Source organism: Nonomuraea sp. SYSU D8015 (assembly GCF_008065375.1).
Lineage (GTDB): Bacteria > Actinomycetota > Actinomycetes > Streptosporangiales > Streptosporangiaceae > Nonomuraea.
This window is the reverse complement of sequence record NZ_VJYI01000056.1, coordinates 1-11,873: the sequence shown is the minus strand read 5'-3', so window position 1 is coordinate 11,873 and position 11,873 is coordinate 1. Positions and strand designations below refer to the sequence as shown.

General features: G+C 67.1%; 13 protein-coding genes and 2 pseudogenes. 10 read left to right on the top strand and 5 right to left on the bottom strand.

Annotated features, from left to right (window positions below; all coding sequences use genetic code 11):
• Positions 1–347 precede the first annotated feature (347 nt).
• Positions 348–1,244 (bottom strand): NAD(P)H-binding protein, encoded by an 897-nt coding sequence (locus tag ID574_RS59065; protein WP_188197835.1) that lies wholly within the window; start codon positions 1,242–1,244, stop codon positions 348–350.
• Between the two features lie 62 nt (positions 1,245–1,306).
• Between ID574_RS59065 and ID574_RS59060 the strand changes: the two genes are divergently transcribed.
• Together ID574_RS59060 and ID574_RS63375 are read left to right on the top strand one after the other, a co-directional pair.
• Positions 1,307–2,029: a helix-turn-helix transcriptional regulator gene (locus tag ID574_RS59060; RefSeq protein ID WP_188197834.1), complete on the top strand. Its 723-nt coding sequence runs from the start codon at positions 1,307–1,309 to the stop codon at positions 2,027–2,029.
• Between the two features lie 202 nt (positions 2,030–2,231).
• Positions 2,232–2,297, top strand: a pseudogene (locus tag ID574_RS63375) (transposase); the annotation flags it as partial.
• 141 nt (positions 2,298–2,438) lie between these two features.
• On the opposite strand, the gene ID574_RS59055 reads toward ID574_RS63375, so the two are convergent.
• A complete protein-coding gene (locus tag ID574_RS59055) occupies positions 2,439–2,930 on the bottom strand; it encodes a hypothetical protein (RefSeq protein ID WP_188197833.1) in 492 nt (163 codons plus the stop codon).
• 362 nt (positions 2,931–3,292) lie between these two features.
• Between ID574_RS59055 and ID574_RS59050 the strand changes: the two genes are divergently transcribed.
• Positions 3,293–4,510, top strand: a complete 1,218-nt coding sequence (locus ID574_RS59050; protein ID WP_336245686.1) for an MFS transporter — start codon at positions 3,293–3,295, stop codon at positions 4,508–4,510.
• Positions 4,511–4,761: 251 nt separating this feature from the next.
• On the opposite strand, the gene ID574_RS59045 is transcribed toward ID574_RS59050, so the two are convergent.
• Together ID574_RS59045 and ID574_RS59040 are read right to left on the bottom strand one after the other, a co-directional pair.
• Entirely contained in the window at positions 4,762–5,433 is a 672-nt protein-coding gene (locus tag ID574_RS59045) for a Mu transposase domain-containing protein (RefSeq protein ID WP_188197831.1), read from the bottom strand.
• Positions 5,434–5,744: 311 nt separating this feature from the next.
• Positions 5,745–6,164 carry a hypothetical protein gene (locus ID574_RS59040; RefSeq protein ID WP_188197830.1) on the bottom strand — a complete coding sequence of 140 codons (420 nt, stop codon included), beginning with the start codon at positions 6,162–6,164 and terminating at the stop codon, positions 5,745–5,747.
• 163 nt (positions 6,165–6,327) lie between these two features.
• Here ID574_RS59040 and ID574_RS59035 point away from each other — a divergent pair, with 163 nt between their 5' ends.
• The 4 genes from ID574_RS59035 to ID574_RS59020 all read left to right on the top strand — a co-directional run bounded on the left by ID574_RS59035 (position 6,328) and on the right by ID574_RS59020 (position 9,066).
• The gene (locus tag ID574_RS59035; RefSeq protein ID WP_188197829.1) at positions 6,328–6,873 is read left to right on the top strand and encodes an RNA polymerase sigma factor; all 546 of its coding nucleotides are present in this window, start codon (positions 6,328–6,330) and stop codon (positions 6,871–6,873) included.
• The gene (locus ID574_RS59030; RefSeq protein WP_188197828.1) at positions 6,863–7,309 is read left to right on the top strand and encodes a hypothetical protein; all 447 of its coding nucleotides are present in this window, start codon (positions 6,863–6,865) and stop codon (positions 7,307–7,309) included. Before ID574_RS59035 ends, ID574_RS59030 begins: the two co-directional genes overlap by 11 nt.
• A 24-nt stretch (positions 7,310–7,333) precedes the next feature.
• The gene (locus ID574_RS59025; RefSeq protein ID WP_188197827.1) at positions 7,334–7,960 is read left to right on the top strand and encodes a hypothetical protein; all 627 of its coding nucleotides are present in this window, start codon (positions 7,334–7,336) and stop codon (positions 7,958–7,960) included.
• A gap of 494 nt (positions 7,961–8,454) precedes the next feature.
• Positions 8,455–9,066: a LysE family translocator gene (locus ID574_RS59020; protein ID WP_188197826.1), complete on the top strand. Its 612-nt coding sequence runs from the start codon at positions 8,455–8,457 to the stop codon at positions 9,064–9,066.
• A 340-nt stretch (positions 9,067–9,406) separates the two neighbouring features.
• On the opposite strand, the gene ID574_RS59015 is transcribed toward ID574_RS59020, so the two are convergent.
• On the bottom strand, positions 9,407–9,754 hold the full coding sequence (locus ID574_RS59015) for a hypothetical protein (RefSeq protein WP_223168224.1): 348 nt from the start codon (positions 9,752–9,754) through the stop codon (positions 9,407–9,409).
• 638 nt (positions 9,755–10,392) lie between these two features.
• Here ID574_RS59015 and ID574_RS61405 point away from each other — a divergent pair.
• The 3 genes and pseudogenes from ID574_RS61405 to ID574_RS59000 all read left to right on the top strand — a co-directional run.
• A pseudogene (locus ID574_RS61405) lies at positions 10,393–10,587 on the top strand (response regulator); the annotation flags it as partial.
• Positions 10,588–10,770: 183 nt separating this feature from the next.
• Complete coding sequence (locus ID574_RS59005; RefSeq protein ID WP_188197825.1) at positions 10,771–11,301, top strand: helix-turn-helix domain-containing protein; 531 nt, start codon at positions 10,771–10,773, stop codon at positions 11,299–11,301.
• A 12-nt stretch (positions 11,302–11,313) separates the two neighbouring features.
• Complete coding sequence (locus ID574_RS59000) at positions 11,314–11,859, top strand: transposase (RefSeq protein WP_223168223.1); 546 nt, start codon at positions 11,314–11,316, stop codon at positions 11,857–11,859.
• Positions 11,860–11,873: the final 14 nt, after the last annotated feature.

Here is an 11,873-nt window from a genome sequence, read left to right as displayed (position 1 = left end):
TGAACGCCGCCCTCACCCTCCCGCATCACAACGGCCGCACCGAAGGCGTCAACACCCGCACGAAGAGGATCATGCGCCAGATGCACGGCCGGGCCGGGTTCGACCTTCTGCGCCACCGCATCCTGCTGCAGTGATGATCACTTAATGCCACCACCGATTACGGGCCAGAGCCGATCACTGGACGGAACCACTGGCGCCGGGCAGGCCATCGAGGAAGAAGGACAGGCAGCGGCACCGCGCGTTCGGAGCAACCTCCTTGAATTCCCGGATGACCCGTCGATCATGAGGGCGCGGACGTCGGGCATACAGGGGCCGTGGGCGGGTCATTCTGCGCCGCCGACGATTCGTCACCCGGTCACATCGAGAGCAGGACGAAGCTCGGCCAAGGCCCATGCTTCGAGCGTCGTGTCCGTCGTGGTCTCGGCGGTGCGCGGTTGCTCGGGCACGAATCCCTCGCGCAGTCCGGTCGACATGCCCATGATGGCCTCGGCCTGCGCCTCGGACATGCCAAGACCGGTCAGTGTGGCGCGCATGGCCTCGTCCTCGACGCGGTGGGCGATGATCGTACGGCCCAGCACGTCGCCGACCGCGGCCAGGGCTTGGTCCCAGGACAGGTCCCGCGGTCCGTGTACGGCCTGCACCCGGCGTCCTGACCAATCAGGGCGGAGCAGCAGGGAGGCGGCCACCATGGCGATGTCGGCCGGGGCGACCCAGGGGAACGGCTCGTCGGTGGGGCGGAGCACGGCTACGGTGCCCGAGCGGATGGCGTCGAGCTCGAAGAGGAGATTGCTGAAGAAGTAGCCGCACCGCAGGTGGGTGACAGCCAGGCCGGTGTCCGCGGCGGCGATACGGTCCAGCGCCTCCTCCACGCGGGCCAGCCCGTCGATCTCGCCGGCGCCCTTGCGGAGCTCCGCTCCCACGCTGCTCTGCAGGACGGTGCGGGGGACGCGGTTCTCGGCGATCGCGGCGGCTACGGTCTCGCCGATCGCGGCATATGCGGCGACGGGGTCATCGCTCTGGCCGGGTGGCACGACCAGGTACAGCGCGTCGATGCCGTGGGTCGCCTCGGTGACGGCGGCGGCGTCGCGCAGATCGACCTCGCGCGTGTCCACGAGGTCGCCCCAGCGTGTGTGGGCCTGCTCCGGGTGGCGGCTCAGCAGGCGCGGACGGACGCCGGCCCGGACCAGGTGGCCGACCAGGAAGCGGCCGACATTGCCCGACGGTGTGGTGACAGCGATTTCCATGGCGGCCACCGTACAGACAGATGTGGCCGGATCCTGTCCGCGACTGTTGCCAGACTGGAGCCGTGATCGACTTCGCGTCTGCTGGCGGCGACCCTGCCGGCCGGACCCTTCGCCTGCTGGAGCTGCTGGCCGCCCGCCCGAGTTGGCCGGCTTCTGAGCTCGCGGAACGCCTCGCTGTCAGTACCCGCACCGTGCGTCGCGACGTGGCCCGCCTGCAGGGCCTCGGTTACGCGGTCGAGAGCCGGCCTGGGCCGGGTGGCCACTACGCGCTGCGTCCCGGCGTCCGGATGCCGCCGCTGACCTTTCAGGACGACGAGGTCGTGGCCCTGGTCGTGGCCCTGCGCATGGTGGAGGGAGTCCTCTCCGGGGACGCCGCGCACCGGGCGCTGACCAAGCTGTCGCAGGTGCTGCCGCGGCGGTTGAGCGCCGTTCTGGACCGCGCCGCCGCGGGCAGTGAGAACGCCGACGGCGCGCGCGGAGAAGTGGATCCGACGACCCTGGCGGTGCTGCTCCGGGCCGCTGGCGAAGATCTCGTGCTGCGGTTCGCCTACCGCGACCGGCACGGGACCGTCACCCGGCGGCGGGTTGAGACAGTGCGGTGTCTGTACGCTCGCGGTCACTGGTACGCACTCGCCCACGACCTTGATGCCGGCGATTGGCGAGTGTTCCGCATCGACCGCATGCACGAGCCGGCACTAGGGGGACGGGGGTCTGGTGAGCGCCAGCCGGCTGAGGACCTCGCGACGTGGCTCGCCACCGACTTCGGCCGTCACCCAGACACCTGAGTGGACACGCTCGTGTTGCCCGGGCGAGGCGCTAGAGAGCATTAAAGGCGGGAGTTACGGGGCTTGGTGTCGAGGCCGGTCTTGGCGATGAAGCGGGTGATCAGCTGAGGCCGGTACTGCGTTCTTCTTCAGCCGGTCTTGATCAGGCGGGCGACTTGGTTAAAGGTCTTCTTGGCCAGGTCGGCCAGGCGTCCGCGCCTAGCAGAGCAGGCCGCTGGAGGCGGTCTACCCGGTGGTGTTCCGGGACGCCATCGTGGTCAAAGTCCGGGCTCTGCCGCAATATCCGTGATCTTAAGTGGCGTGGAGGGTCCGTTTCCTGAGCAAGTCAAGCTTGGCTCGACCGAACATCTGGCGTTTCAGCATCACGCGGTTCCGTGGCCCTCGACCGGCCGGAAGTTGTGGTGCATGGTCAGGCGGTGATAAACGGCGTCCTGATCACGTCGCAAGTTCCGAGCGAAGCTGGCCAGAGCGCGGAGTGGACTCTTTCAGCGGCGATGATCCAGTCGTTGAGGCGGCGCCCTTGGAGCTGGGTGAGCATGACAGCGAAGTCTTTGACGTGCTGGGTGACCACGCGCAGGTCCTTGCTGAGTTGGTGGACCTGCCGTAAGTGGTTGACACTGTCGGTATCGAGGTTATCGGGATGCGACATGATCCAACGGGTGATGTCACGGACCGCTGGCGGTCGAGGTGGCGGAATCTCGACTTCGCTGGTGCCCGGCACGCGAAATCGACGCAGATAGCGCTGGACCTGCTGTTCGGTCCCCGGGTATCCGAGTTGGGCAATCTCCCGGGTGAGCTGGGTGGCATTACGGATGCCCTCGTTCCAGCGCCGGTGAAGATGCTCATGGTAGCCGTCCAGGATGCTGGCGCGTTGCTGGCCGGCGGCGATGACGCTCTCCACGGTCGCATTGACGAACTTCCGGACTGTGGCCGGGTGCAGGCCGAGTCGTCGGCCGACGGAGGAGGTCCCCGCTGGCGCTCGCGCGTCGCTTGCCTTCCCGCGGGCTGGAGGTCCTCTTCCAGCCCCCCGGGGCAACGACTCAGGCCAGGTCCAACAACTGTAGACAGCTGGCTTCGGAACTCCACAGGCACCAGATAGCAGACTTGTGATTCCGTGTCGGTCTTCTGCGGCCGACGCCGCCGGTGGCACGCCCAGCCCTCGGCTGATGATGGTGCTGGACCCATCTCTCCGAAGCGCCGCAATCGAGGCCATTGTGGCTCCGGTGGCGCCTGCGTATACGAGCGGGGCAGACGGGGAACGCGATGTGGATGGGAGCAACTACTGCGTCTGGACCGCGGCGCCGACTTATCACTCTCCTAATCGCCATCATGATGCTCGGCATCACCGAGTCCATGATCGGGCCCTACCTCGTCCTGTTCGGCGCCGAGCGGCTGCAGTTATCTGTGCTCGAAATTGGCATCTTCGTCTCCCTGACAGCGGCCAGCGGCATGGCTGCCAGCGTCTGGCTCGGCCGCCGCTACGATCGCCGTCCCGGCCGGTGGCCGGCGGTGCTGGCCGCTTCGCTGGCAGGTACGGGATATCTCCTGCTCCTGGCGACCACGTCGTATCCGCTGCTGCTCCTCATCGGCGTGGTGTTGCTCGGTCCCGGCAGCGCGGTGTTTCCGCAGCTCTTCGCGCTCGGCAAGGGCCACGCGAACGGGACGGCGGCCAGGCCAGGCGGCGGCACACCCATCCTGCGCTCGGCGTGGTCGCTTGCCTGGGCGATCGGTCCGCTGGCGGGCGGTGCGCTCGTCGCCGGGCCTGGTTACTCGGGGCTACTCATCGTCACAGGCTGCGGGTTCTGCCTGGTAGTCGTAGCCATGATCGGACTCGATGCGGACAAGCCGCAGGCGTCCCAACCCGTCGAGGCCGCCTCAGACCGGCCGCTCAGCTCGCGGACCGTCGCGCTGTCGATCGTCAGCTTCGCCCTGTTTCACATCGCAATGTTCTCGGGGGCGGTGGCCTTACCGCTGTATGTCACGCAGGAGCTACACGGCTCGGCCGGCGCAGTGGGATTGATGTTCAGCGTCTGCGCCGGGGCAGAGATCCCTGCGGCACTCGCCCTGCTGCTGTTGCCCCGTCATTGGAGCAGGGGCCGCGCGATCCTGATCGGCATGGGACTCATGATCATGTACTTCGCGCTCGTGGCAGCATTTACCGGGATCGTGGCGCTGGTGCTCATCCACATCGCCCGAGGCGTCGCCATCGCGGTCGTGGGCGCGCTTGGCATCAGCCACATGCAGGACCTGCTGCCGGCGACCCCGGGCCGGGCCACCGCGTTGTTCGCGAATACCGCGACGGCCGGCTCCCTCGTGTCGGGCATCGCCGCTGGCGGCATCTCCCATGTCCTCGGCTACCGCGCAGCCCTGCTCGTCTGCGGCGTGCTCAGCGGGGCGGCGTGGCTGCTGTTCCTCCTTGCACGGCGCCGGGCGCTGGTCGAGACAGGGGGAATCGTTGCCGCGCCTGCGCCACCACGCTGACCGGACCATGAACGCTGGAACTGGCCCAATCCGGCGGGATAAGGGCCTGAACGCGCCTGGTCGGTGCCGTAACCCGCATCCAGACCGCATTCCGACGGTCGTTCAGCCGCCCCCGAACGAGTGACGAGCGATCCGGCTCGACCATCGAAACCCATAGGGCAACTCAACGATGTCGCCTTGCACGTTCTGTACGCGGCTGTGTACTTAGACCCGTACGCCGACACCGCGCCTCGACGGCCCGGCGCAGCAGATTATCGGAGTCGACGATCGGCCGGATCTGGCGGGTGTTCGACCTCAAACCGCACCGCACGAACGGCCAGCTCGACGGCGCGAGCCATTTTGGCGCGGATGCGCAGGGCTCCGGCGCGTCCAGCCTCGGTCAGCCACCGCTTGGCGCCCGGCCCGATACCCAGGAACGCGACCTCCGCCTCGCTGCGCGGCCCCGGGTTCGGCTGGTGGACACTGCGCCCATTGGGATGGTGCGCGTAGTGCTGGGCGAGGATCTGCGGGTTACCCGGGACAGACACTCGACGGCGAGCGATCTCAGTCAGCTCCCGGTCAGCGGCCCGGGCGGTGACGACAAGTTCCTCGCCGACCACGCGCACCCAGACCTTGGTGTCGATATGTCCGGGTGGGGTGGAGTAGCGCACCGAGGCGAAGCTGATGGTCTGGTCGTCATAGACGATCCGCTGCTCGCCCAGCGCCAGCGCGAACGGCTCGGCGGGCAGCACGTGCAGCGCCTGCTGCTCGATCAGCAGTTGCTCGGCGGGGATCTGGCCGCTGCCGCGATGCCGGCAGGCGTTGATCTTCTCGCACCAGGTCCGGCATTGTCCGGCCAGCTCGGCGAAACTGCCGTACTGGCTGCGGAGGTTGGCCTCGGTGGGCGCCGGGTCGGCCTTGGCCAGGCGGACGGTGGCCTCCACACCACCCCTTGATTCAGGGCCCGAGGCGACGATCTGCGGATGCCGCACCGCGATCCCGGCGACCCGCGGCGAACGCGTCTTGGCCCTGGTGAGGGCATCGTCGATCCTTTCCGTCGTGCCCCCTGGTGGGGGGCGCGACGAAATCAGGGCTCGACGTCTCCCCAAGACACCCCATCCGGGTTACTCACGTGGATGTGCGAGCCACTTTGGGTAGTCAGCTCTGGTCGCTCGTGCAACCTCGGGTGCCACCGAGCTGAACCCTCGGCGGCACCCTGCTCGTTCACGGCATGACCGTGATCAGGAACGGATGGTCAATCGGCCTCCCCGCTCGGCCCGTAGCCGCTGACGCCGGCGGCGATCGCATAGAGGCCGTCCGCCTCTCGGCGTAGCCATCCATCAGTCACCAGTCGCTGCAGCCGTGAACGCATGCCCTCCACCTGGGAGCGGGTGTCCGGCTTGCCGATGGCCTGCACGAGTTCCCGTGCCCGCATCGGCTCATCGGCCGTGGCCAGCAACGCCACCACCTGCTGCCGGAACCCCCGCAACGGCGGTAGCGGTGACGGCTCCTTTGCGGGGTCGAGGTGAGCCGCCTCCGACGATTCCTTCTGGGCGCCCGCGTGGTCGCCTTCAGGCATGTCGGCGTTAATGATGTGCTCGCCAGTGAACTTTGTCGGCGTCTCGCGCGTGATGGCCAGGCGCTGCAGTCGTTCCTCGACCGCGGCCAGTCGCACCGGCAAGTCCTCGCGCGATCTGGCGCTCCCGGCAGGCGTCGTGCACCTCCGGGAACGGATCGAACCACTCGGCTCACAGAAGGGCGAAATTGAGATGTAAGAAAGCCTTCGTCTGGACCACATGCTCCATGGACAACATGCCTCCCCGACCCAAGGAACCGGCTTGCCCAATCCCCACGAGCGCTTCACCACGCTCTACAGCACCTACCAAGCGCGGGTGTACGGCTATGCGGTGAGTCGAGCCGGACATCAACTCGCGGAGCAAGTGGTCAGCGCGACCTTCCTCGTCGCCTGGCGACGACTCGACGACATCCCCGGACACGCCCAGTTGCGATGGCTCTTCCGCGTCGCCCGGAACATCGTGCGTGACAACTTGCGGCAGGCCGCCCGTCATGAATCTTTGGAGGCCGACCTGCGAACGTGGATGGAGCACGCAGTCACCGACGTGGGCGAACACGCCACCGAACTACTCACCATACTTCGCGCGCTCGCCACCCCTTCCGAAGACGACAAAGAGATTTTGACTCTCACCACGTGGCACGGCCTGCCTGCCGCGGAAGCGGGCGAGGTGCTGGGCTGTACGAAGGCCACCTTCTTCGTCCGGCTGCATCGCGCACGCCGTCGGCTGCAATCGGCGATCGACACCTCAGGTATCACCCCATCTCTCAAGCCCGTGATCATCCCCGGAGGGGGCTTCAATGAGCCGTAAGCCCGACGAGATGCGACTACTCACCATGGCTCGTCCGGACTCGTTGGATCGCGGATCGCGCCTTTTCGCTGATGACTTGCTGATCAAGGCTGGCGACGAGCCACAGACAAGCCCGGCTTTCAGGCCGTCTTGGCCGAGATCGAAAGTCATGACCACCATCCGAGTGGCCGCCGTCGCGATGGCCGTCACGGTCGTGACGACTCTGCTGGTGCGCAGCACGGACACCGAGCCCTCAACGTTTCATCTTGTATCCGCCCGTACCGTCCTCCTTGCCGCCACGGACCGGATCGAGACCACCAGCGCGGCGACGGGCTGCTACTGGCACAGCGTGGGCCAGAGCATGGCAATGGGGGAAGAAGGATGCGCACCCGCCGGCATGACACCCAAGATGCTCAGCTATCAGGTGACATGCACGCATGAAGTCTGGATTGCCTAGTCGGAGCGAGAGCCGAGCTGGCTCTTGGTCACCGCTCAGTCAGGCAAACCGCTTGCCCAGGCCGATGAGGCGATCTGGCGCCAACAGAGAGCGCACAGGCTCGACGCCTGTCAAGGACCCGGCGTTCCCGGCATCGGCGGCGTGGTGCCGCCACCGCCGTTCGCCCTCCGACTGGACGACCAGCACAATCCCGAAGTTTCCTATCCCCAGGTCGGATCCTTACTCGTCACGACAAAACAAGTCATGACCTTGCCGGCGGATCCGGTGCGGCTCAAGGAAGTTCTCCAAGGGCGGGCTTGGCGAGGTGGTTACCCGGCCGATGAGGAGTTTCTGTACGCCCAGGCCACCAGTCTGCTCTCCCAACTGCCGACGACTCCTCCGGTACGCGCCGCGCTCTACCGCATGCTCGCGAGTCTTTCGAGCGTCAAGAACATCGGCACCATCGCTGATCCCTTAGGCCGGGTCGGAACTGGCATCGAACTCGACGGGACAAGGCAGATCATCATCGAGGAGTCCTCAGGCCGGCTGCTGGCCGTGCAAGAACGATCCTCCGACAGTACGGGAACGCTCACCTCGTGGACCGCTGTGACCGCATCCGGCTGGACGGACGCAAGGCCGAGGCTGCCCAGCACGATCGTGGCCGGCAACTGATGTGAGCGGCGGAGCTCTGCGTCGTTCGGCATAACGTCATCGTGGAGGCTGGAAATGGAAGCGGTAGACGTCCTCGGCTGGGAAACGATCGCGTCAATCTGGGGAATCGATCTTCTCGGTCTCTCTTCCGTCCGAGGCCGAGCCCATTCGTGAACACCCGATCACGACGAGATGAGCCGTGCACGAACGGTCGGCCTGACCGGGCTGGCCTCCGCCATGCTGGCGTTGAGCATCCCCGCACCCGCAACCGCGGCCGGCCATGCCCGGCTGGGAGACGTCCAGCAGATGATACAGAGCGTGGCGAAGACGGATGGAATGCTGGGCGCCATCGGCGAGGTGTACGTCGACGGCAAGCGAGTAGAACAGGGAACGGCGGGTTCATGCCTTAGCGCCTGCTGTGGCGCACCGAAACTAAAATAAACGCATATTGACATAGAAGGCGGGGAGTGGTTGCGTGTACGGACCAACCCTCGCCTTCAGGAGAACCGTCACCCGTGAGCATCGAGTTCCTGCTGACCTCGCTCGTCATTGTCGTCACCCCGGGCACTGGCGTGCTCTACACGCTGGCGGCCGGCCTGTCGCGCGGCGGGCGGGCGAGCATCGTGGCGGCGTTCGGCTGCACGCTCGGCATCGTGCCGCACATGGCGGCGGCCGTCACCGGCCTGGCGGCGCTGCTGCACGCCAGCGCCGTCGCCTTCCAGGTGCTGAAGTACGCGGGCGTGGCGTACCTGCTCTACATGGCCTGGTCCACCCTGCGGGAGCGGGGCGCACTGAGCGTCGAGCAGGAGGCCGCCCCGCGCCCGCCGGCCAAAGTGATCATCGACGGGGTGCTGATCAACATACTCAACCCCAAGCTGTCGATCTTCTTCTTCGCGTTCCTGCCGCAGTTCGTGAGCGCCGGCGAGCCCGCCGCGCTGGCCCGCATGCTGGAGCTGAGCGGCGTGTTCATGCTGCTGACGTTCGTGGTCTTCGCCGGGTACGGCCTGTTCGCCGCCGCGGTCAGGAACCACGTGATCTCCCGGCCCAAGGTGCTGACCTGGATGCGACGCGGTTTCGGCGCCGCCTTCGCCGCTCTCGGCGTCAAGCTGGCCTTGACCCAGCAATAGGTCCTGGGCGCACCGATTCACGAGCCGGCAGGGATTATCCTGCGGCAATGCTGCGACGCCCCAACTCTCACCCGTCGCGGGCGAGACAGCTCCCCTAAGCGCCACGAAGGCCCTGTTTAAGCTCTTCTGGGCGTCGATACGCGCGGGGAGGGACGCTCAAGCGTTCGAAGTGCATGGTGAGGCAGCGCTGACAGCCCAGACTTGTCCCGTGCAGGTGGCCGAGTGGGTGATGACGCCCGTAGACGCCCGCGACGATGGAAGACGGCAGCCGTGATGACCGGCGTGGGTTGCCAGGTCGTGGACTGTTGATCAGGCAGCTCCTGTGCCCGCTGAAGGTCTCTCATGGCGTCAGCCCAGCTCGCGCAGTTGCGCGAGCCGCAACGGCCGTGAAGCGGCCACCGCGACGGCGACAAATATCGGATGGGTCAGAAGAGCTGTGAGGCGCAGAAGTGGCGCAGAACGTGAGAGTGATCACCTCGGGCCAGTCCGGCAGGTGCGCCTGAGCGACCTGGGCCAGCGCCGCGCACAGCGTCTCATCGCCGACACGGGCTGCGCTGCCGTCGGTGTTCTTGCGTTCGGACGGCAGCAACGGGGCTGTGGGGCGGGTGTGGTCGTCGCCGAACTGGGCCCACACGTCCTCGACGAACCAGCGCAGCGTCGCTGTGGCGTTGTTGATCAGCGGGACCATGCGTTCTCGCGGTCCGGACCCACGGGCGCCCTTGCCGTGGCGAACGTGCAGCTTGCCGAAGCGGCCCAGTTACCACTTGATGTCGGCCAGGTCGAGCTTGCAGGCGTCGATCATCCGCAGTCCGGCCTCCGACATCAGCCGGCAAGCGGTGTAGTTGCGGGGCGGCCGGGGCGGACTTGCGACAAGTCGACAGCTCCTCACGCCAGCCGGTGAACAATCGGCCGATCTGGTCGGCGGTGGGCGGGATCCGTAGCCTGGGCTGCTGGTCGCCGCGGGTGTTCCGCGTCACTCTGCATGAGGACACAGCGGGGTTGTCGGTCGTTGATGGTGTTGATCTTTGATCGACGGGTGGGTTAGGCGTGTCCGGTTTCGTGTGCGACGCCACCGTGAGCATGAGATCCCGAGTGAAGGCTGCGGCGTGGTGATCCGGGGGTCCCGGACTGGTCGCGGAAAATCCAACGAACCCATCTCTGACCTGTGCTGATGACGCTGTAAGAGGTGCGATGGCCCTGAGCGGTTTCTCGTCAGTGGATCGCCTGGTCGCGGCGTCGGCGGGCGGCGCGGATCTCGGCGTCGGCGACCTCGTCGTCCAGCAGCGCGTACAGCTGGGTGGTCTCGGTGGAGGCGTGCCCGAGGCGGGGGACGAGGCGGTCGCCGCGGTCGCCCGGTGCCGCCCCGACGTGGTGCTCATGGACGTGCGGATGCCCGGCACCGACGGCCTGGCTGCCGCCCCCCGCATGGCGATCTGGCCTGGCGCGCCGAAGGTCGTCATGCTCACCACGTTCGACCTCGACGAGTATGTGCACGAGGCGCTGCGAGCCGGCGCCGTCGGGTCGCACGGAGCCCGCGCGAACAGTAGCTTCGGCATGGCGGAACCCTCCTGCCATGAGAATCCGCCTCCTCAAGGCTCCTGGCCAGAGGCAATCCCACACCCTTTGAGGAACGCACCACTAGCGCGAGCTTGCGTTCGAACCACACCGAGGCGGGCTCCGTGCGATGAGAGGGAAGAACGCACTATGCGCCGGTTGGCCGGTGCCCGGCACGCTCCCGGTGACTGGATCCAGCGAGCCCGGATCGTGGTGGCCAGCTGGGACGGGCTGCGGGTGCCGGCAATCGCGGCCAGACTGGGCTGTCACCCGCAAACGGTGCGCCGGCGGTTACACCGGTTCAACGGCGAAGGAATCGATGGCCTGGGTGATCGGCCCGGGCCTGGGCGACGACCGCGGCTCACCGAAAGCGAGCGCAGCCAGATCATCGCCCTGGTCAAAACGACCCCGCCAGGGCGACCGATGCTTGATCCGTGGCTGAACGGGCTGGCCGCCGCCGAGGAGGAAGATGCACCGGGCGTGTGGACGCTGGACACGCTGACGGCTGTGGCCCGTGCCGCCGGAATCGAGGTCGGTCGCTCTCAAGTGCGCCGGATCCTGCTGAAGGAAGGGGTGAGATGGCGCCGCCCCCGATCCTGGACCACCAGCAAAGACCCGGAATTCGCCGCAAAGGATCCCGGATCGTGGACCTCTATGCGCGCCCGCCGTCCGGCGCGATAGTGGTCTGCGCAGATGAGCTCGGCCCCGTGGTGCCTGCGGGCCTTCCCACCCGCATCCGGCTGGTCGCCTGATGGGCACCGGATCAAAGCGCCGCTGGACTACTCTCGCGGCCCTGAAAAGACCTGGGTATACGGAGGTCTGCGCATCGCCGACGGGACCGCGGTCACCATGACCGCCCCGTCCCGCAGCAGCCGCTACTACCAGCAGTTTCTCGCCAAGATCGAGAATGCCAACCCTGGCACCGCTCCCATCTTCGTCATCACCGACAACTTATCCAGCCACAACAGCTACGCCACCCGGGAATGGCTGGCCGGCCATCCCCGGATCCGGCAGGTCTTCATCCCGGTCGGCGCCTGCTGGCTCAACCTGCAGGAGGCCTGGTGGCGAATCTTCCGGCGGCATGCCATCGCCGGGCAGTGTTTCGTCGGCCCCGACGACATCGACTACGCCACCCGCATCGCCACCGCCCAGCTCAACACCCAGGCCAAACCCTGGGTCTGGGGACGCCCACCACCGCCACCACGGCAGCTACGCCGACGGTTCACCTACACCCTTTGAGGAACGCAGCACTA